Here is a 19676-nt window from a genome sequence, read left to right on the forward strand (position 1 = left end):
TGCAGCACTGTTTTGCACGGGGTGCAATTCAATCGCGACACCTCGCCGCTTGACCTTGCCGCGGTTCCTTGAAAAGTGATGTGAACTGAAACGGGGGGAGCGGCGTGAGCAAGGGTGTCAAAGGGTCGGGTGGAAAATCGCGTGCCGCCGAGACACCTCAGGATGTTGAGAGCTCCCCGACCGACAGCCGGGCCGACCGGCTGCGCGTTCGCGCCGCGTGGATGTATTTCATCGAGCAGATGACGCAAAACGACATTGCCGAGGTTCTTGGCGTCGGTCGCGTCACCGTCGTGCGCATGCTGGCCGAAGCGCGCCTGCGCAACGAGGTCAAGATCGCCATCGAAGGCGATCTGTCCGACATCGTGCGGCAGGAACGCGCGCTGGAGCAGAAGTTCGGCGTGCAGCGGGCGATCGTCGCACCGCTGTCCGGGGAGGGCGCGGATCCCATCCCGACGATTGGGGCAGCAACCGGCGCCTACCTTTCCGAGGCAATGAAGTCAGGCATGTCCGTCGGCGTCGGCTGGGGCCGCACGCTCACCGGCACCTTGCCTTTCGTCAGCGGCAAGCCGCTCAGCGATTTCCGCGTCATTTCGCTGCTCGGCGGCGTCGGCGTCGCCCGCCGCACCAATCCGGCCGAATTCGCTTGGCGTTTCGCCCAGGCCTTCCAGGGCGACGGCTACCTCATTCCGGCACCTGCGGTCGTCGACAGCGTCGAGACCAAGCGCGCGCTGATCGAACGCTGCGGCCTGTCCGAGGTCTTCGCACTGGCCGACAAGCTCGACGCGGTGCTGGTCAGCGTCGGCGACATCGCTTCGGCCTCGACGTTCTATCGCGGCGGCTTCCTGACTGAGGCCGAGCGCGAGAAGCTGGCCGCCAAGGGCGCTGTCGGCGACCTTCTGTTCCATTTCTTCGACCGCGACGGCAACCTGGTCGACCATCCCATCAACCAGCTCGGCATGTCGGTCGATGTCGATCGCATCCTGCGTGCGCCGCTGCGCATCCTGACTTCGGGCGGCGCAGACAAGATCGACGCTCTGCTGGGCGCCATGAAACTTGTGCGGCCGACGGTGCTGATCACTGACGAGCACAGCGCCAAGCGCATGATCGAGGCACCCAGATGAGACGCGCGCTCGCAGTGCTTGTCATTGTTGGACGTGGCCTGCATGATCATGGGATGGATCGACAAGTCGAAGATACGAGCCGCGAGCCTTGCTCCTTTTGGAGGTTTCATGCCTGAATTCAATCCGGAGAATGTCCGCTCCCTGGTCAGCAAGGTCATGAAGGCGTCGCCGTCTGACGTCAGGTTGATTGCGCAACGCCTGCGTGACCATGCCGTCGAAGAGCGTATGTCGCCCGAGGCGGCGAGAGCCTTTGTCGCAGAGCTCGGCTATGGCAGCCTCGAAGCCTTCTGTGCCGATATCGGCCTTCCCGGCCATATCGCCGAGCGCTGGGGCCGCTTCGGCGTATCGGGCGAAATGCGCCAGGTGTTTACCTTGCTTGCCGCGCAGCGCAGGAAGATGGCTGAGGCCATCGCCGAATTCGAGGCGATGACACATGTCGGCATCGAGGACTTCCTGCGCGAAAGAGGACTGCTCTAAGCTTCCGCGCGCTGTCTCTAGGACAGCTTGGTCAGTGCCACCGCGCTGTCACTGTCGGTGATCAGGACATTGGCCTTGACCGCCGCCAGCGCCGCGCGAATGGCCGGGATTTTGCGTTTGCCGCCAGCGGCCAACACAAGATTCGGTACTGCGCTGACTGCCTCGAGGTCGATCGCCATGACCCGGTCATTGACCTCGTGCTCGACCATCCTGCCTTCCGCGTCGATGAAGTAGCACAGCATGTTGGCGACAGCGCCTTTGGCCTTCAGCGGGGCTACGAAGCTTTGCGGCACGATGCCATGGCGAAAGATCGTGGCATTGGCCGACATCTCGCCGACGGTCAACAGGGCGACGTCGGCTTTCGCCGCGCGCTTGCGCACGTCCAGCAACTCCGGCTGGGCCCACAGCAGGTCACGAAGCTCGCGGCTATGTGCGATCACAGGCGCGGTGATCTGATAGCTGTCGACGTTGAAGGCTTCAGCCACCTTCGCCGCAACCGTCGACGGGTTGATCCATTGCGAATGCGGCAGGCTGCCGACAAGGGCCACTACGCTCGCACCCTTGAGGTGCCTGCGGCTGAGGAAGCCGATGCTCGAATGCAGCGTCGCCCCTCCGCCAATCGCCAGCGTCATGCCGTCCTGCATCTGCTGGTCGAGATAGAGCGCCACCGAGTGGCCTATCGCCCGTTCCAGATGCTCGTCGGCCGACGGTGTCGGCACGACGATTGCGGCATCGAGGTTCCATCGCTTTTCCAGAGCCCGTTCGAGTTCGACCTGCCTGGCGGTCTGGGCGTTGATCGTCGTCACCACCACGCCGTCAGCTGTGCAGGCGGCGAGGGTGCGCATTACCTTGACCCGGCTGACCTTCAATTTGTCGGCGATCTGCTCCTGGGTCAGTCCCTCGACGTAGTAGAGCCATGCTGTCTTCACGGCGATGTCGGACGAGACCATGGCCGCGCCAGGTTCGACAGGCATTTCCTGCTTCATACGCATCCTGTCCGGTCTCCCCCTCGGCGCCAAAACGATTCTGGAGAATGGCGTTTCTGCAGCCTTGCGCAAGGGCTGCATACCAGTCCGGAGGCGACTTTTCACATCCGAAATTTCGCAATGCAGCATGTTCATTTGTATTTGACACACAACAAATGATCATATCATAAATGTGTCAGCGTTCTGTCACCCAAGTGTCAAACGCGCTGTGTAGGGAGGTCGTGGCACGCGGATCTGAAGCCGACTTGCCATGAGTGGACACAATAGGAGGTTTCATGAAAACGACATTCGTCAGGCTCGCCGCGAGCCAGCTTGCCCTGGCAGTTGCGCTCTTTGCGGGCGCAGCCAGCGCCGAAACGCTGACCCTTTATACGTCGCAGCCGGAAGCGGACGCGACCAAGACCGTCGAGGCCTTCAAGAAGGTACATCCCGACGTCGATGTGCAGGTCTATCGCTCGGGCACCAGCGACATCCTGGCTAAGCTCGCCGCCGAGTTTGCCGCCAACAGCCCGCAGCCGGACGTGCTGCTGATCGCCGATGCCGTCAGCATGGAGCTGCTGAAGAAGGACTCCCGGCTGATGGCCTATTCCGAGGCCAAGCTCGATGGCTTTTCGGCCGACGCATACGATGCCGACAAGACCTATTTCGGCTCCAAGCTGATCACCACCGGCATCGCCTACAACACTGCCGCAGCCGAAAAACCCGAGCATTGGGCCGATCTGGCAAAGCCTGCCTATGCCGACGGCCTTGTCATGCCGAGCCCGCTTTACTCCGGTGCTGCTGCCTACCTGCTCTCGGGTTTCACCGGCAATGCCGACTATGGCTGGGACTATTTCGACAAGCTGAAGGCCAACAACACCATTTCGGTTCGCGGCAACGGCGCCGTGCTGAAGTCGGTTGCCAGCGGCGAGAAGCCCTACGGCATCCTGGTTGACTTCATGGCCATGAACGCCAAGGCTAAGGGCTCGCCGATCGAGTTCGTCTTCCCGTCCGAGGGCGTGCCCGCGGTGACCGAGCCAGTGGCCATCCTTTCGACGGCAAAGAACGTTGCAGGCGCCAAGCAGTTCGTCGACTTCATTCTCTCCGACGACGGCCAGAAGCTCGCGCTCGAGCAGGGCTACCTGCCGGCCAAGCCCTCCGTCGGTCGGCCCGCCTGGCTACCCGAAGGCGTCGAGGTCAAGGTCATGAACTTCGACGTCAAGGCGATCGTCGAGAAGATCGAAGCCGACAAGGCCAAGTTCTCCGGCCTGTTCGGCGGCTGATTGTCTAACCCGGAAGGCTTTTGGCCTTCCGGGTCCAATCTCCAGATTTGAACTGGCCGATGTGCCAGTATCGCGTGGCGCCCTTGCATGGGAGAGCCGCCCTGTTTTCCGGAACCGATAAATGTCTGTCAGGCTGAATCAAGGTCGCGGCCAGCAATGGGCCATGACGGTGGTGGTCGCCGCACTCATCGTGCTGCTGTCCATCCTGCCGATGCTGCGCCTGATCCAGGAGATCTTCGCGCCTGGCGGCACTCTGTCCACCGCGGCGATCAGCGCAGGCCTGACCAACGCGACGACCTGGGTCGCCACCGGCAACACGCTCGTCGTCGGCTTCTTCGGTACCGCGCTCGCGGTGGTCCTCGGCACGTCGGTCGCGCTGCTTGTGACCCTCACCGACGTGCGGGGCCGCAGCGCCTTCGTGCTCTGCTACGTCATGCCGCTGATGATCGCACCGCAGGTGACGGCACTGGCCTGGCTGCAGCTGTTCGGCCCGGCCAGCCCGCTGCTCAAGCTGCTCGGCATCGCGCCGCCGCTCGGCAGCCGCAATCCGCTCTATTCGCCCGAGGGCATCATCCTGCTGCTCGGCGTGCAATACGGCCCTCTGGTCTTCCTGCTTGTACGTGCCGGGTTGAGGAAGCTGCCGCGCGAACTGGTTGAGGCCGCCCGCGCCAGCGGCGCCGGCTGGTTCACTGTGCTGCGGACGATCGTGCTGCCGCTGATGACCCCGTCGATAGTTGCCGCGGCAGCACTCGCCTTCGTCTCCTGCGTCGGCAATTTCGGTATCCCTGCCTTCCTCGGCATTCCCGCCAACTATCTCGTGCTACCGACGCTGATCTACCAGCGGCTCGCCGGCGGCGGTCCCGCCGTGCTTGGAGACGCAGCTTTCCTGTCGGTGCTGATCGGCCTCATCGCCATGGCCGGTATCCTCGCCCAGGAAATGATGAGCCGCCGCCGCGATTATCGCATCAGCTCGACGTCGCTTCCTGCCGAGCCCTATGAATTGGGCAAATGGCGGGTACCTGTGCAGGTCATGATGTGGTGCCTGATCGTGCTCATCCTGTTCCTGCCGCTGCTCGGCCTCGTGCTCAGCTCGCTGGTGCCCGGCTATGGCATCCCGCTCAACGCCGCTACCGCCACGCTCGACAACTACCGGTTCGTCCTTTTCGAATACGGCGCAGCCAGGCGCGCATTCCTCAACAGCTTCGCGCTGTCGCTGTCCGCGGCTGCCTTTGCCGTGCTGGTCGCGATCCCCATCGCTTACCTCGTCGCCTGGAGCGGCAAGAAGTGGGTGAAGTACCTGAACCTCGCAGTCGAACTGCCTTACGCCTTACCGGGAGTGGTGCTGGCGATCGCCTCGCTGCTGATGTTCCTCAAGCCGATCCCGTTCACTGGCGTGCAGCTCTACAACACGATCTGGATCATCCTCTACGCTTACCTTGCCCGCTTCCTCGTGCTGGCGCTGCGCCCTACCATTGCCGGATACCACCAGATCGATCGGGCGCTGGAGGAGGCGGCCCGCGTTGCCGGCGCAAGTCTCTTCACCCGCATGCGCACCATCATCTTCCCTCTCGTCGCGCCGGCGGCCCTTGCCGGCGGCCTGCTCATCTTCATGACCGCGCTCAGCGAGTTGACGGTTTCGGCACTGCTGTGGTCGTCCGGCTCCGAGACTATCGGCGTTCTGATGTTCTCCTTCGAGCAGGGCGGCGATTCAAACTACGCGTCGGCGATTTCCGCGATCACTGTGGCGATAACCTTCGTCCTGATGCTGCTGGCAAACCTGCTTGCCGCCCACCTACCCAGCGGAGTGCTCCCATGGCGGGACTGACCATCAACGGCGTCACCAAGACCTTCGGCGATTTCGACGCCGTCAAGGACGTCTCCATCGAGGTCAAGGACGGTGAGTTCCTGGCTGTTCTGGGACCGTCGGGCTGCGGCAAGACAACCTTGCTTCGCCTTGTCGCCGGTTTCGAGAATGTCACCTCGGGCGATATCCGCATCGGCAACGAGATTGTCTCCACCGCGCAAGGCTGCGTTCCGCCGGAGAAGCGGCGCGTCGGCATCGTCTTTCAGAATTACGCGCTGTGGCCGCACATGACGGTTGCCGAAAATATCGGCTATTCGCTCAAGGTCGCCAAGGTCGATGCCGAGACCCGCAAGCGCAGGGTCGACGATGCCATGGCGCTGGTCGACCTCAAGGGCTTTGGTGACCGCCGGCCGGCCAATCTTTCCGGCGGCCAGCGCCAGCGCGTCGCGCTCGCCCGCTGCCTGGTCGCTGCACCATCGCTGGTGCTGTTCGACGAGCCTCTGGCCAATCTCGACGTCCACCTGCGTGCTTCGATGGAGGACGAGTTCGCCGCCTTCCACAAGCGCACCGGCACGACCATCGTCTACATCACGCATGACCAGGCTGAGGCCATGGCGCTGGCCGACCGCATCGCCGTCATGGACAATGGCCGCCTGGCCCAGCTTGCGGCGCCGCGTGAACTCTATCGTGAGCCGGCCAACGAGATGGTCGCCTCCTTCATTTCCGAGGGCATGGTCATTCCGGCCCAGGTGCTGAGCCCTGCCGAAAGCGGACATCTCAAGGTCAGTGTGCTTGGCCAGGAGGTCGTCGTCCGCTGCCGCGACGGCGAAAAGCCACGCCACGAAGCGAAGGTCTGCTGCCGCGCGCCTGATATCTCGGCTGCGGCGCCCGGCGAACCCGGTATCGACGGCACGATCCGCCGTGCGGTCCACAAGGGCGGTGTGGCGCGGATTGAGTTCGCGCCCGATGCCGACCCGACCGTCACGCTGCATTTCGAGCAGCCCGACCCCAGTCCGTTCGAGGCGGGGGCGAAGGCACGTGTCCGCATCGCCTCCGGCTGGCTGATCCCCGGGGGTGCTTCGGCATGAGCATGCGGATAGACCTCTGCGGCGGCTTTGGTGAGAAGGGGCGCACCAGCGTGGCCATTTCAGGCAGTGACCAGCGCATCCTGCTGGATGCCGGCATCAAGGTCGGCGCTTCCGGTGCGGAGTACTACCCGGCGCTTCCCGGTGGCGTCGACGATATCGACGCAGTGCTGATCTCCCATGCCCACGAAGACCATGTGGGGGCGCTGAGCTGGCTGCTGGCGCAAGGCTATCGTGGTCGCATCCTGATGACAGCCGAGACGCGCGAGGAAGCTCCGGCAACGCTCGGCGCATATGCCGATCCGAACGATTTCAGGCGCTTCCCACTGCCCGAGGAACGGATAGAACTTTTCGAGCCCGGCGACAGCCTGACCATTGGCGGGTTGACTATAGCGACGGGCCGCTCCGGTCATGTCGTCGGCGGTGTCTGGTTCGCCGTCGACGACGGCAGCCGCAAGGTCGTCTACTCCGCTGACGTGGTGCCCGACAGCAGCGTGTTCGTCATGGACGCCATGCCGCCTTGCGACCTCCTTGTCTTCGATGCGTCCTATGGCGCAGACCCGGTCAGCGGCGCGGCCCGCGCGAAAGCCATTGCCGAATGGGTCGCTACTCGGCCGGGAGGCTGCCTGCTGCCGACGCCGCTGTCGGGCCGGTCGCTCGAACTGATGGCTATTCTCCCTGGTCCCATCGCCATACACGCCGCCATGCGGGCCTCGCTCGCCGCCCAGATCGAGGCGACATCGGCCCTGCATCCTGCGATGGTTCCGCTGTTGCGGCGGCGTCTCGCCGACGCCTGCGATTGGCATGACGGCGATCCGTTGCCGCCATGTCCGCTGTTCGCCGATGACGGCATGGGCAAGGCGGGGCCTTCGGCGACGCTGCTGCTACGGGCCGATGCCGTCGGCTACCCAGTCCTGCTCACCGGCCATCTTCCGGCCGGCTCACCGGGCGAGATGCTGCAGGCAGCCGGCCGCGCCGGCTGGATACGCATGCCGACCCATCCGACGCTGTCGGGCAATCTTGCCATCTGGGAAGGGGCCGGACGACCAAAGGCGCTCGGCCATTCCTGCTTGCCCGACGCACTCCAAGAGCTTGCCCCGCACATGCCGTCGCTGCGCACCGACCTGCGCACCGGCGCCAGCTTCACCCTCGCACCTTGAGGTCCGCCATGAGAATCCTGATCTGCAACGATGACGGCATTGCCGCGCCGGGCCTGGCCCGTCTGGCGGCGGCGGCGCAAACCATCAGTGAGGATGTCTGGGTCGTCGCGCCCGAGCGTAAACATACCGCCGCTGGTCCTTCACTGACCATGGCCGAGCCGATAACCATGCGCCGCACCGCCGAGCGCTGGTACTCGTGCTCCGGCCGGCCTGCGGACTGCGTCGTCACCGCCATGACCTGGCTGCTTGCTGGCGACGACAGGCCCGACATCGTACTTGGCGGCATCAATGACGGCCGCAATGTCGCTGAAGACCTTGCCTATTCTGGCACGCTCGGCATCGCCCGCGAGGCCAGCTTCTGGGGTGTTCCGGCCGTCGGATTCTCGCAGGTCAAGTCGCCCGACATCCAGCCCGGCGACGATGCCTGGCTCGGCGGCCTGATCGCCGATCTGTGGCGCAAGCGGGAGGAGTGGGTACTGGAGGGGCATTGGCTCAGCATCAACCTGCCTTCTGCGCTGCCGGCCGAAATCCGCCAGCCAAAAATTGGCCGCGACAAGATCGCCCGGCGTTCGGAAGTCGTCGAACAGGACGGCGACCGCACCGTGCTCGTCGTGCCCCGGGGCCGCGAGCGGACGACCGTCGAGGGTGACGAAAACAGCGCCATTGATGCCGGCTACATCACTGTCAACCGCATCAACTGGTTCGGCGAAACGCGTCTGGGCGACAGCTTTCTGAAGCTGTGACCGACTGTCGGTGGCTCCGGTATTCGCGTAAAGCGATAGCGCGGAGTTCCGGCCTTAGCTCCCGTGGCTGAAGCTGGAGCAGCGTTCAGCCCTACGCCAGGCCTTGAGTACCTTCTCGACACTAGCATTCACCCCATCCGTCGAGTTCAATTCAAGGTCATAGGTCTTGCCAAGATGGATTGTTTCGTAATCGCGTTTGGCGCTTCCCAGCGGCCGGTCGCCGCGTGCGCTTTCGCGTTCGATCAGCAGTTCCAGCGGACAGTGCACGGCGACGAAGAACACGTCGTGTTGCGCAAAAGAGCCAGAGAGGGTCTCAAGCCACCCTGGCGTATCCAGAATGTGTTCAAGGATCAGGTTGTTGCCGGTGTCGGCATAGGCGACAAGCGACGCGTGGAAGCCGTCGAAGAAAGCCTTCCTGGACTCGGCCCAGGCGAATTCCCCGCTGCGGAAACGGCTGAGGGGGAGAACGCCGGAGTCGCGTAGGTGGTCGATCGAAATGTGCCAGAACGGCCTTTCGATGCGGGCTTGCAGTTCTCTTGCGATGGTGGACTTTCCGCTGCTGGATGCCCCATGCAGGAAAATGATCTGCGCCATGTGATGCCTCGGCTCCTGTTGCGGCGCCGTTTTGTTGCCGCGATATGTCAGGCGTATGACCGCTTTACTCTGGAGCGTCGTCCATGCCGAAGCGACCACGCCATCGCCCCGCCAGCAGACACACCGCCAGCGCGGCGCATGCCAGGCCTAGCGCCAATGGCAGTCCTTGATGTCCGATCAGTTGCATCGCGAATCCTGTCGTAGGCGAGCCCACGATGCCGCCGACGCCCCACGCAAGCGCGAAGCCTGCATTGCCGGCGATCAAGGTGTGGCCGGTAAAACGCTCGCCGAGCTGGATCAGCGCCATGGTGTAGATCCCGAACGAGGCCCCGCCCCACAGGAAGACAACGGGCCAGATCAGCCACGCGTCGAAGACGTGTGGCAACACCAGGCAGCCAGCCAGTGAAGCCAGGACACAGAACAGCATGGTTCGCGTCGAGCCTAGCTGCTCGGCCATGCGCCCGAGCAGGATCTGCAGCAAGGCGTTGCCTGCGATGAAGCTGGTGATGAGCGAAGCGACCCTGCCTTCGGTGCTGCCGAGCGCTGCGCCATAGACCGCAAACAGGGAAATCAAGGTCTGCTCGAAGGCGGCGGCGGTGAAAACCGCAAATAATAGCAGCGGCGCAAGTGCGAAGAAGCCGCCGATCGACGTTGCCTCGCCGTCAGGCGGCATTTTTGGCATGCGCGGCACCACAGCAAGTACGATCAGGCCGCAGACAAGGAATGCCACGATGCCGACCATGAAGGGCGGCCAGCCCTCGATGCCGACCAGACCGAGCGATAGCGGGCCGATGGCGAAGCCGCCAGAAACGATCGCTGAATAAAGGCCCATGATGCGACCCCGCCGAGATGCCGGTGTGATCGCCAGGAGCCAGGTTTCGCTGATCACGTAGAGCGGATTGGCGAAGAAGCCGAGCAGGAAGCGCAGCGGCATCCAGGCCCACACGTCCTGCATCAGGGCGATGGCGACCAAGGTGGCTGCAGCCAGCACCGAACACAGGATCGCAAGCCGTGCCGCCCCTACGCGCCGGGTCAGCCCAGGAATGACCGGCGAAGACACGATGAAACCCAGCGGCGTCATCGCCGCTGACAGGCCGATCAAGCCTGCCGTCGTCCCTTGCCGCGACAGGATGAAGCTGAGCAGCGGGTAGGTCAGTCCCTGTGCCACGGCAAATACCGTGACGGTCGCAATGACGCCTGCCATCGCGGCCCAGGGGATCTGTCGCCGCGATGTCGTGCTATCGGCCGTCATGCGGACCTCGAGGCAGGGTAGGGCACTTCCGGCTCATAGGCGGGCCTGCGAACCACAGCTGCGCGAAGAAACTGGCGGTCAGGTGTCATTGCAGCTGTGCCTCACGCTTGCCAGAGGTGTTTGGCGATCTCCGTCTCGACCTGGCGTCGTGTCAGGCCGATATCGTCGATCAGATGGGGATCGGCTTTCAATTTCTGTTCGAGTTCCCATCGGAAGCGTATCCGCCAGCGCCACGTCGCTATGGTGCCTAGCAAGCTCGCCCGCCTTGCCTGAGGCGGAGCCGGTGCAACCTTGCAAATATCGTTCATGGCAACCTCGTCCGGCCTTGAGATGCTGGCCCCCTCGACCTCAATGAGGATGACTTCTGCAGAATTCGAACCGCGTCGTCCTTAAGTCCTGCCAAATAGTTCCAAAAACTTCCAAACGGGCTATAGATGCGCCGCATGCAGGGAGCGCGTTTTGCCTTTGGTCCGTTCGTGCTTGATCCGGATGCTGGAACGCTGTCCGGAACGATGGTCCCGTTGCCGTCAGCCACCGCGGGCTGAGGCTGCTTGCAGCGCTGGTCGGGAGGCCGGGCGAAATCCTCGGCAAGGCCGAGTTGATGGACGCGGCGTGGCCGGGTACCTTCGTCGAGGACGGCAACCTCACCGTCCAGATCGCGCAGCTCAGGAAATTGCTTGGTACCGCCGCTGACGGGGGTGAATGGATCTCCACGGTCCCGCGCGTCGGCTACCGTTTCACCGGAGCTGTCGAACGGCTGGGCGGCGCGAAGCGAAATCCTCTGCCGCTGCCCGACAAGCCTTCGATAGCTGTGCTGCCCTTCGTCAATGTCGGCAACGATCCCGAGCAGGGCGCCTTCGCGGACGGCTTGACCGAGGACCTGATCACCGACCTGTCCAGGCACGCCGGCCTGTTTGTCATCGCGCGCAACTCGACCTTTGCCTACAAGGGCAGGGCGATGGACGTGCGCATGATCGCCGAGGAGCTCGGCGTGCGCTACCTCCTGGAGGGCAGCGCGAGGCGCGCCGGGGGCCGCGTGCGCATCAATGCCCAGCTCGTTGACGCGGCGAGTGGCGAACAGCTATGGGCAGAACGCTTCGATCGCGGCCTGGACGATATCTTTGCCGTCCAGGACGAGGTCACCGGCAAGATCGTGGAGGCCTTGCTTGGCCGGCTACGCACGTCGCCGCAGCCGCGCAACCGGCCCAAAAACCTTGAGGCCTATGATCTCTGCGTGCGGGCGCGCAAGCTGATGGACGATTCACCGCAGATGGCACAGGAAGCGCATCTGATGCTGACGCGCGCGGTTTCGCTCGATCCTGGCTACGCCGAGGCCTACCGATGGCTTGCCATGAACCACTGGATGGGACGGGTGCATTGGGGCGGGCCCACTCAAGCTGCCCGCAACGTTGCCTTGGAACTGGCGCGCAAGGGCGTGGCGATCGATCCCAACGATGCCGGCTGCCGTTGGGTCCTGGCATATCTGCTTGCCTACGAACGCAGCTTCGCCGAGGCCGATACCGAGTTCGCCAAGGCGATCGAACTCGACCCGAACGAGGCCGATACCTGGGCGGCACTCTCCGACATCTCGGTCCTGGCCGGGCGGGTCGAGGAGGGCCTCGATCACATCCGCAAGGCGTTCCGGCTCAACCCATTTCCGGCAAGCTGGTACTATCTGACGCTCGGCCAGGCGCAGTATGCGGCCGGCGACTACGAGGCTGCCGTCAAGACATTGCTCAAGGACGAAACCTACCGCACGAGCTCGCGCCGTTTCCTCGCGGCAAGTTTGGCCCAACTGGGCCGGATCGACGAAGCGCGTGCGGAAGCCGAACTGTTTCTCGTCGGCAACCCCGAATACACTACCGGCCACTGGGTGGCGACCGAGCCGTTCCGCGACACGGCCACGCTCGAGCATTTCATCGATGGCTTCCGCAAGGCCGGCCTCCCGGAGTGACGTACCATCGTTCCTTCAGTGCTCGATTGGAGTGTGAACCGGCGGTCGAGAAGTCGATGGAGGTAATCAAATTAATTACCTATGTCACAGCTATTTAAAGAAGAGACATCGTAGTCAATTTAGAAACGCGACATCATCCTATTGTTTATTACTGTGATTTCAACCAAACATATTTTCGTTATACGCAGACGGAAGCTGCCGAGCGGGTGGAGCTGGTCGGGGTTGCGTAACCCGGTCGGCAGCGGATGGCTTCAGCTGCATGATAAACCCGTTCACTCCGCCGCCTTTAGCCGCGCGAGGGCTTGCTGTCGCCGGGCGAGGACCACGGGGTCATTGGTAAAATCCGTTTTCCTGCCAGGCTTCGTGCCGCGCTTTTGGTAGCCATTGCCTTGGCTGCCGTCGCGAATGCCGAACATATGGTCCGTCTGGCCGGAGCGGCTCGGTCCGCCTTTGCTGCGCCGTTGCTCTCGTCCCGCCTGCATCTCGGCCACCAGAGCGAGCACGTCATCAAGCCGCTTGTTCTCAACCACCTCGGAGCGGTGCACCGAGCGCAACGTGTCAAAGGTTCTGTAGGGCAGGGTGGCTTCCCCGTCTGTGATCTCCAGGCGTCCGTCGGGATAGTCGCAAACGACAACCTTCGTACCCGCCAGCGCCGCTGCGCGATCTGTCGGATCGAGAATGAACATCACCTTGTCATAGCGCAGCGTCAACGAATTCGACAGCTTCCGAACCTCCTTGCGGCACATCGCACCATCGAGGTTCTCATGATCGGCAAACGGCCGGTGCATATCCTTCGGATTACGCGGTGCCTTGCCAAAGCGACGATTGAAGTCGGCCATGAACTCCGGCGCGTAGGCATTGGCCGCCGCGATCGTGTCGATGCCGCGCAGCCGCAATTCCTTGACCAGACGGTCCTGCAGCGTCTGGTTGGCACGCTCGACGCGGCCTTTCGCCTGCGGGGTGTTGGCGCAGATGATGTCGATGTTGAGCTCGTAAAGCGCTCGCCCAAACTGCGTCAGGCCGCTGGTTCTGTCCTTCTGCGACGCATGCGTGCTGCGGAAGACGCCATGCTTGTCGCTGTAGAACGCGATCGGCTTGCCCCATTGCTGCAGATACGCCTTCGTCGCGTGTAGATAGTCGAAGGTGTTCTCTGAAGTCGCAAAGCGCAGATGCAACAGCGTGCCGGTGGCATCGTCGATATAGACGAGCAGAGCGCATTTGGGGCCGCGGTTCTCGAACCACCAGTGATGCGACCCATCGATCTGAACGAGCTCGCCGAAACAATCGCGCCGGCCACGGGGCTGGAAAACCCGCTTCTTGCGTTCCCGGCGCGAGACCCAGATACCGGCCTCGGTCATCCATTGACGCAGCGTTTCCTTCGCCACCGAAATATGATGCAGTTCGATCAACTTCTCGCGCGCCAGCGTCGGACCGAAATCCAGATAACGTTCGCGGATGAGATCCAGCGCCGCATTGCGAAACTCCTCGCTGTGGCGCCGGTTGCTCGGCCGGCCGCGCGTCTTCGAAACCAGGCCGGCCGCACCGGAATGGTCATAGGCCTGCAGCAGCCTGTGCATCTGACTTCGGCTGAGCCCAAGCAGCTCAGCGGCCTGGACGACGCTCAAGCGCTGATCACGGATCTTCTGAATGACTCCGAGGCGATGCAATTCTTTCTGCGACATGGTGATCAAACAGGACATGACGACTCCGACCGCTCATGGTCTCGACCAGGCTGGAGGTCGTCATCCTTGCTCCTAACGTTGGCATTGACCAGAACGTCGAGAGGCGAGACTGCCGCATCTCTAACTGGCCCAACTGTCGCATTACTAAATAGCCCCTACAACCTATTGCCGGGTAACAAACATTATGGAACTATGCCGTTGCGCTGCACCCAGATGCGGTTCGGCATGCCCGCCCCTCTAGGGAGCGGTCTTCCATCAAAGCCCCTGTTCCAGGCATGCGCACGACGCAGCCACTCGGCGACCGACACGCTAGCGGCGAGCTCAACCGGCCGCCTGATGATGGCGATCGATACCCGCCGCGATCTGCTGTCTTTGAACGAGTGTGTCGAGTATATATACTGTAAAAATATACTTAAATTACCAAATATCGTAAAAGTAACTTTGTGAATATAAGGCAATTTGATAAATGGTTTCCTCCATAGGTCGCATGGGGGTGCGGTGTGGTCGTGTCAAATATCTTTACCGATATGCAGCAGGCCGGTTCTAATGGTTCAAAAATACAAACTCTCAATTATTCAGCTGCGGGCACGACGGATTCAGATCGTTTTACATCTTGGCAAGAACTTCTGGCCTCGCTGTTCAGGGTGACAAGGCCGTTTCATCGGCGAAAGCACAGCTTTTTCGCGTCGCTGACCGTCTATCACCTCGGCCTTGCGCTGGTCCTGCACGGAAAGAGCGATGCCGTTCGCTATTCACGATCCGATGCCCGGACCCTGCGCGATGACCTGGACCATCTGTTCATTCATGTCTGCAGACAAGATGGCGGACATTTGCGCCGCTCCGGCGAGAACAGGCGCCTGAACCACCTCGACGTCGGCATCGTCGACCTGGCAAGTCCGCTCGACTTTGTGGCCTACGCCGGTGAAAGCGTAAGCCTTGTGTTGCCGCGATCGCTGTTGTCTCCCGCTGTTGGCGGCCTGGGCAGCCAGCACGGCCGAATTCTTTTGCGGGACACGCCGGTTGGCGGTCTGCTGGGGCAGCACATCATGACCCTGTGTCAGACGGCGCCGCGGCTCTGGCTCCATGAGGCCGTGGCGCTTGCCCGGGTTACGGCAAACCTTGCCGACACCTGCCTGGCCATCGGCGCTTCCTCGCAACCCGCCCCGGCAATTGCATCTCACCGCAGCCTTGTCAGGTCCATTCGCAGCTACATCGAAGAAAGGCTGCACCAGCCCGAGTTGACGCCCGAAGAGTTGGCCGCCGCGTTCCGGATTTCACGAAGCCAGCTCTACAGGCTGTTCGAGGCCTCTGGTGGTGTTCGGCACTATATCAGCCGCCGTCGCCTTCGCCGCGCACTGCTCGACATTTGCAGCCCGGCGTTGCGCCATCGGCGTATCGGCGACATCGCCTACGACCTCGGTTTCAGGAACGAGGCGCATTTCAGCCGGATATTCCACGAGGCCTTCGGGAAGTCGCCCCGCGCCGCGCGCGCCGCCGGCCGTCACGGAGACGCCGAATGGCACACGGTCGCCTCCCCTGCGCCTGGTAGCAATCAACTGGAGCATTGGCTCAAGGAACTGATGGTTGGGTGACCGGGGCGCTGTCGTTTACCGGCGAGACACGGCTGGGTGCGGCCTGGGACGAACGGACATCTTTTTGGGACGCCAGCCATGGGACGCGTTATCGAAACTGGTACAGATTAGAGTCAGCCGTGCGTCGAAGTAATACTTAGAATACTATGCACGTATCCATAAGCGACGTTATCGTCGAGGGTATTGCGTAGAGTATAAATAAGTCGCGCGGTGATTTTCTCAACTTTCACCTGATTTTTTCAACCAGAGTTCCAGGAGGCCAAGATGGCGAAGCTACACATCTACAAGAAGGTCGGCAATACTTGGACGAAGATCGCCAACGGTGACGGCACCGTCAGCACCGACGAGTCGTTCACGGTTGCCATTTCATCCGGTTCCGTCACCAGCGGAAACACCTACGACATCAGGCAAGGACAGTCGGTAACAGGTGATCTGTGCAATTGCACGGCGGTGAACGGGAAGAACGCGACCTTCAGCGCGGCGGCCGACGCGGTGGATTCCTATGAACGGGACGCGGCGAGACAGAGCCTGGCGAACTTCTATTCGGCTCTGGACGCCGTATCCAAGGCAGTAACCATTCTTGTCGATCTCGACGACCTGGCCACGCTCAAGACCAACAACTACGCCATGTGTTTTGCCAAGAAGGTTGCCTCGGGCGGCGACAGCGGCAGCTACAACGTCGTGTGGCAGTCGCTGACCAAATATGTCTACAGCACCGCCTTCTCGTGGACGCCGCAGTTCTCGCTGTTCGGCACCAACGTCTTCGCCGACACGGTGACGGTAACGGCCACGACCAACGCGCGGGCGCTCGGGCTTGGCCAGCAGTGCCTGCTCGACCAGAACGGCATCCTGCAGCCTCCGGCGACCGGGGGGCCGGCCACCGGGGTTTCCATGCTGAACCAGTTCAGCCTGATCCACCCGGCCCTCAGCCAGATCTCCACGCTGAACGGCGTCCAGCAGACGACACCGCTCTATGTGGCGCCCCAGGGCATGGTCCAGGGGACGGTCACGCTGACCCCCATCGACACCGTGATGGTTTGGTTCCAGCAGGACATCGCCACCTCGACGATGTTCAGCTCGGCCCGCTCCAACTACACCGAGATCGACCTCACCATGACCAATACCGCCACGCGCCTCTACAAGGGCGGCCAGTGGTCGACTCCGTCCTGACCTGCAAGGCTTCCCGGGCGGCGCTCGTCGCCCGGGAAGTTTTTGCCGGATGACCTGCATCATCGACCTGGGGCTCGGCGCGCCCCTGTCATGAAACCATCATCCTGATGTCATCGCGCTGAAATCTCATTGCCCCAAACGAAGACCGCAATTCCGTTCAGGCAAAGAGGTTTTCCATGTCACGCAAGCTCCTGCTTTTGACGTCCGCGCTCGCGGCGTCTGCAGCCTTCCCTGCTTATGCCGACCAGGCGTTCAACCGGATCGCCACCTTCCCCGTGGCCACCAATCTGCCGGCTGGCGTCGATGCGGCGACCCTGACTTCGTCGGAGATCATCGCCGCCACCGAAGACGGCATGACACTGGTCTATTCCGACAGCCCGCTCGGCGCGCTCGGCTTCATCGACATCACCGACGCCAAGGCACCGAAGGCCGCAGGCATCGTCAAGATCGAAGGCGAGCCGACCTCCGTCACCGTGCTGGGCGGCAAGGTCTTCGCCGGCGTCAACACCTCGAAGACCAAGCAGGAGCCTTCGGGCAACCTGACCGTCATCGACCTCGCCGCCAAGGCGATCGAGGCTTCCTGCGATCTCGGCGGCCAGCCCGACTCGGTGGCGCTGAGCAAGGACGGCAAATTCCTCGCCATTGCGATCGAAAACGAGCGCGACGAAGAACTGAATGAAGGCGCGCTGCCGCAGTTGCCAGCTGGCAACCTCAAGATCGTCGCCTTGAAGGACGGAGCCCCGGACTGCGCTTCGATCAAGACGGTTGACCTGACCGGCATCGCCACTGTCGCGCCGGAAGATCCGGAACCGGAATTCGTCGCCTTCAACGAAGCCGGCGAGATTGCCGTCACGCTGCAGGAAAACAACCACATCGCCATCGTCGACGCCGAAAGCGGCAAGGTCGTCTCGCATTTTTCGGCAGGTGAAGTGACGCTCGAAAACGTCGATACCAAAAAGGACGGCGCGCTCAGCTTTGCCGGAAAGGTCGAGAATGCGCCGCGTGAACCCGATGCGGTGAAGTGGCTCGACAACGATCGTCTCGTCGTTGCCAATGAAGGCGACTACAAGGGCGGCGCGCGCGGCTTCACCATCTTCTCCAAGACTGGCGAAGTGCTCTATGAGTCCGGACCGGCCTTCGAGTACCAGGCGGCCGCCGCTGGCCATTATCCCGACGCCCGCAACAAGAAGGGCATCGAGCCGGAAGGCCTGGAGTTCGCTCAGTTCGGCGATCAGAAGTACATCTTCGTTGCCGCAGAGCGGGCTTCGCTGATCGGCGTCTACAAGGACACCGGCAAGGCGCCGGAATTCGTCCAACTCCTGCCCTCGGGCATCGGTCCGGAAGGCCTCGTCGCCATCCCCCAGCGCAACCTGCTGGTCACCGCCAACGAGACCGACCTCGTCGAAGGCGGTCTCGCGCGCTCGCATGTCATGGTCTATGAACTCGGCGAAGGCGCAGCCGCCTATCCGCAGGTCGTGGCAGCTCCCAGCGAAGACGGCACGCCGCTCGGCTGGGGCGCGCTCTCGGGCCTCGCCGCCGACCCCAAGGAAGCTGGAAAGCTTTATGCCGTCTCGGATTCGGTCTACCGCTCGGCACCGGCGATCTTCACCATCGACATCACCAAGACCCCTGCCCTGATCACCGCAAAGACCGTCGTCACGCGTGACGGCAAGCCGGCGCAAAAGCTCGATCTCGAAGGCCTTGCGCCCGACGGCAAGGGCGGCTTCTGGCTCGCCTCCGAAGGCCGTACCGACAAGCTGACCCCGCACGCCATCTTCAACGTCAACGCCAAGGGCGAGATCAAGGAAGAGATCGCGTTCCCGGCGGAGTTGCTGGCGCACGAGACCCGCTTCGGCCTCGAGGGCATCACCACGCTTGGCGAGGGCGACGACCTGACCCTGGTCATGGCGATCCAGCGCGAATGGGCCGACGATCCCAAGGGGCAGGTCAAGCTTCTGGCCTACAAGCCCAAGGACAAGGAATGGTCAGCGGTGCGCTACCCGCTCGAGTCGACCGAAAAGGGCTGGGTCGGCCTGTCGGAAATATCCGCCCATGAAGGCAAGCTCTTCATCGTCGAGCGCGACAATCTGGTCGGCCGGGAAGCCGTCAACAAGCGCCTTTATTCGGTGACGCTCGATGGCTTCAAGCCGGCTAAGCTCGGTGGCGAACTGCCGGTGGTGGCGAAGACCTTGGTGCGGGATCTCGTGCCCGACCTCAAGGCCACGACCAACGGCTACGTCGTCGACAAGGTCGAGGGCTTTGCCATCGATGCCTCAGGTGAAGCCTTTGTCGTTACGGACAATGATGGCGTCGACGATTCTTCCGGCGAAACGCTGTTCATCCGCCTGGGCAACATCGCTGCAATCAACTAAGTTTGGTGTGGCCGAAATCAAAAGGGCCGCGGCGTGGGTGCCGCGGCCCTTTTTGTCGAGCAGTGATTTTCAGAAGCCGCGTCAGTCGATCTGGAGGGTCAAGGCCGGGTGCAGCTTCTTCAGGTTCGGCAGTGACTTGGACTGCCAGGGGATCTCTGAGCTGCCGCGCACGACGAGCTGGACGGCAGGGTGCTTGCGCACCTCGATGGTGAACTTCGCCAGAAGGTTGATTCCGGACGAATTGAGAAACTCGAGGTCGGTCAAGTTAAGTGTGATGGTCTGTGGTGTTTCAGCAAGAATGGCAGTCATCAATGCCATGATGGGCGCATAAGCTTCCGAGCCGGCAAGTCGCATGGAGCCTTCGAAATAGACATCGCTGTTTTCTGTCCAGACGCGATAGTCATCGGTTCTTACTTCCATGG

General features: G+C 62.4%; 16 protein-coding genes and 1 pseudogene. 11 read left to right on the plus strand and 6 right to left on the minus strand.

Translation table 11 applies throughout. The features are described 5' to 3' along the window. Positions 1-104 precede the first annotated feature (104 nt). Both J1C56_RS14190 and J1C56_RS14195 read left to right on the plus strand, forming a co-directional pair. A complete protein-coding gene (locus J1C56_RS14190; protein ID WP_338001441.1) occupies positions 105-1121 on the plus strand; it encodes a sugar-binding transcriptional regulator in 1017 nt (338 codons plus the stop codon). A gap of 108 nt (positions 1122-1229) precedes the next feature. Beyond that, positions 1230-1598, plus strand: a complete 369-nt coding sequence (locus tag J1C56_RS14195; RefSeq protein ID WP_214390418.1) for a hypothetical protein — start codon at positions 1230-1232, stop codon at positions 1596-1598. Positions 1599-1615: 17 nt separating this feature from the next. Here the strand turns inward: J1C56_RS14195 and J1C56_RS14200 are convergent, their stop codons facing one another. Then, positions 1616-2572: a sugar-binding transcriptional regulator gene (locus J1C56_RS14200; RefSeq protein WP_246591373.1), complete on the minus strand. Its 957-nt coding sequence runs from the start codon at positions 2570-2572 to the stop codon at positions 1616-1618. Between the two features lie 287 nt (positions 2573-2859). On the opposite strand from J1C56_RS14200, the gene J1C56_RS14205 reads away from it, so the two are divergent. The 5 genes from J1C56_RS14205 (at position 2860) to J1C56_RS14225 (ending at position 8638) form a co-directional block, all read left to right on the plus strand. Then, complete coding sequence (locus J1C56_RS14205) at positions 2860-3846, plus strand: ABC transporter substrate-binding protein (RefSeq protein WP_214390420.1); 987 nt, start codon at positions 2860-2862, stop codon at positions 3844-3846. Positions 3847-4009: 163 nt separating this feature from the next. Continuing rightward, complete coding sequence (locus J1C56_RS14210) at positions 4010-5671, plus strand: ABC transporter permease (RefSeq protein WP_420797403.1); 1662 nt, start codon at positions 4010-4012, stop codon at positions 5669-5671. Further along, positions 5659-6738, plus strand: coding sequence for an ABC transporter ATP-binding protein (locus J1C56_RS14215; protein ID WP_214390431.1), 1080 nt, complete (start codon positions 5659-5661; stop codon positions 6736-6738). The genes J1C56_RS14210 and J1C56_RS14215 overlap by 13 nt, the downstream gene beginning before the upstream one ends. Beyond that, on the plus strand, positions 6735-7895 hold the full coding sequence (locus J1C56_RS14220; protein ID WP_420797392.1) for an MBL fold metallo-hydrolase: 1161 nt from the start codon (positions 6735-6737) through the stop codon (positions 7893-7895). The genes J1C56_RS14215 and J1C56_RS14220 overlap by 4 nt, the downstream gene beginning before the upstream one ends. A gap of 8 nt (positions 7896-7903) precedes the next feature. Then, complete coding sequence (locus J1C56_RS14225; RefSeq protein WP_214390433.1) at positions 7904-8638, plus strand: 5'/3'-nucleotidase SurE; 735 nt, start codon at positions 7904-7906, stop codon at positions 8636-8638. 54 nt (positions 8639-8692) lie between these two features. On the opposite strand, the gene J1C56_RS14230 is transcribed toward J1C56_RS14225, so the two are convergent. The 3 genes from J1C56_RS14230 to J1C56_RS32880 form a co-directional block, all read right to left on the minus strand. Next, positions 8693-9232 (minus strand): chloramphenicol phosphotransferase CPT family protein, encoded by a 540-nt coding sequence (locus tag J1C56_RS14230; RefSeq protein ID WP_214390435.1) that lies wholly within the window; start codon positions 9230-9232, stop codon positions 8693-8695. A gap of 64 nt (positions 9233-9296) precedes the next feature. After that, entirely contained in the window at positions 9297-10484 is a 1188-nt protein-coding gene (locus tag J1C56_RS14235; RefSeq protein WP_214390437.1) for an MFS transporter, read from the minus strand. Positions 10485-10585: 101 nt separating this feature from the next. Then, the gene (locus J1C56_RS32880) at positions 10586-10792 is read right to left on the minus strand and encodes a DUF1127 domain-containing protein (protein WP_246591374.1); all 207 of its coding nucleotides are present in this window, start codon (positions 10790-10792) and stop codon (positions 10586-10588) included. A 135-nt stretch (positions 10793-10927) separates the two neighbouring features. Here J1C56_RS32880 and J1C56_RS14240 point away from each other — a divergent pair. Continuing rightward, a pseudogene (locus J1C56_RS14240) lies at positions 10928-12438 on the plus strand (winged helix-turn-helix domain-containing tetratricopeptide repeat protein). A 272-nt stretch (positions 12439-12710) separates the two neighbouring features. Here J1C56_RS14240 and J1C56_RS14245 read toward each other — a convergent pair. Beyond that, on the minus strand, positions 12711-14138 hold the full coding sequence (locus J1C56_RS14245) for an ISNCY family transposase (RefSeq protein ID WP_214390439.1): 1428 nt from the start codon (positions 14136-14138) through the stop codon (positions 12711-12713). A gap of 488 nt (positions 14139-14626) precedes the next feature. On the opposite strand from J1C56_RS14245, the gene J1C56_RS33450 reads away from it, so the two are divergent. From J1C56_RS33450 to J1C56_RS14260, 3 genes are all read left to right on the plus strand, one after another. Beyond that, positions 14627-15712 carry a helix-turn-helix domain-containing protein gene (locus J1C56_RS33450; RefSeq protein ID WP_214390441.1) on the plus strand — a complete coding sequence of 362 codons (1086 nt, stop codon included), beginning with the start codon at positions 14627-14629 and terminating at the stop codon, positions 15710-15712. A gap of 264 nt (positions 15713-15976) precedes the next feature. Continuing rightward, positions 15977-16882, plus strand: a complete 906-nt coding sequence (locus tag J1C56_RS14255; RefSeq protein WP_214390443.1) for a hypothetical protein — start codon at positions 15977-15979, stop codon at positions 16880-16882. A 176-nt stretch (positions 16883-17058) separates the two neighbouring features. Continuing rightward, positions 17059-19254 (plus strand): esterase-like activity of phytase family protein, encoded by a 2196-nt coding sequence (locus tag J1C56_RS14260; RefSeq protein WP_214390445.1) that lies wholly within the window; start codon positions 17059-17061, stop codon positions 19252-19254. An 81-nt stretch (positions 19255-19335) separates the two neighbouring features. On the opposite strand, the gene J1C56_RS14265 is transcribed toward J1C56_RS14260, so the two are convergent. Beyond that, positions 19336-19674 carry a slr1659 superfamily regulator gene (locus J1C56_RS14265; RefSeq protein ID WP_214390447.1) on the minus strand — a complete coding sequence of 113 codons (339 nt, stop codon included), beginning with the start codon at positions 19672-19674 and terminating at the stop codon, positions 19336-19338. Positions 19675-19676 lie beyond the last annotated feature (2 nt).

Source organism: Aminobacter anthyllidis (genome assembly GCF_018555685.1).
GTDB classification, from domain to species: domain Bacteria; phylum Pseudomonadota; class Alphaproteobacteria; order Rhizobiales; family Rhizobiaceae; genus Aminobacter; species Aminobacter anthyllidis.

Coding starts and splice junctions, on each gene's coding strand:
- J1C56_RS14195 (WP_214390418.1), top strand. CDS start 1,230: ATGCCTGAATTCAATCCGGAGAATGTCCGCTCCCTGGTCAGCAAGGTC.
- J1C56_RS14245 (WP_214390439.1), bottom strand. CDS start 14,138: ATGTCCTGTTTGATCACCATGTCGCAGAAAGAATTGCATCGCCTCGGA.
- J1C56_RS14205 (WP_214390420.1), top strand. CDS start 2,860: ATGAAAACGACATTCGTCAGGCTCGCCGCGAGCCAGCTTGCCCTGGCA.
- J1C56_RS14220 (WP_420797392.1), top strand. CDS start 6,735: ATGAGCATGCGGATAGACCTCTGCGGCGGCTTTGGTGAGAAGGGGCGC.
- J1C56_RS32880 (WP_246591374.1), bottom strand. CDS start 10,792: ATGAACGATATTTGCAAGGTTGCACCGGCTCCGCCTCAGGCAAGGCGG.
- J1C56_RS14265 (WP_214390447.1), bottom strand. CDS start 19,674: ATGGAAGTAAGAACCGATGACTATCGCGTCTGGACAGAAAACAGCGAT.
- J1C56_RS14210 (WP_420797403.1), top strand. CDS start 4,010: ATGACGGTGGTGGTCGCCGCACTCATCGTGCTGCTGTCCATCCTGCCG.
- J1C56_RS14235 (WP_214390437.1), bottom strand. CDS start 10,484: ATGACGGCCGATAGCACGACATCGCGGCGACAGATCCCCTGGGCCGCG.
- J1C56_RS14255 (WP_214390443.1), top strand. CDS start 15,977: ATGGCGAAGCTACACATCTACAAGAAGGTCGGCAATACTTGGACGAAG.
- J1C56_RS14260 (WP_214390445.1), top strand. CDS start 17,059: ATGTCACGCAAGCTCCTGCTTTTGACGTCCGCGCTCGCGGCGTCTGCA.
- J1C56_RS14200 (WP_246591373.1), bottom strand. CDS start 2,572: ATGCCTGTCGAACCTGGCGCGGCCATGGTCTCGTCCGACATCGCCGTG.
- J1C56_RS14225 (WP_214390433.1), top strand. CDS start 7,904: ATGAGAATCCTGATCTGCAACGATGACGGCATTGCCGCGCCGGGCCTG.
- J1C56_RS14230 (WP_214390435.1), bottom strand. CDS start 9,232: ATGGCGCAGATCATTTTCCTGCATGGGGCATCCAGCAGCGGAAAGTCC.
- J1C56_RS14215 (WP_214390431.1), top strand. CDS start 5,659: ATGGCGGGACTGACCATCAACGGCGTCACCAAGACCTTCGGCGATTTC.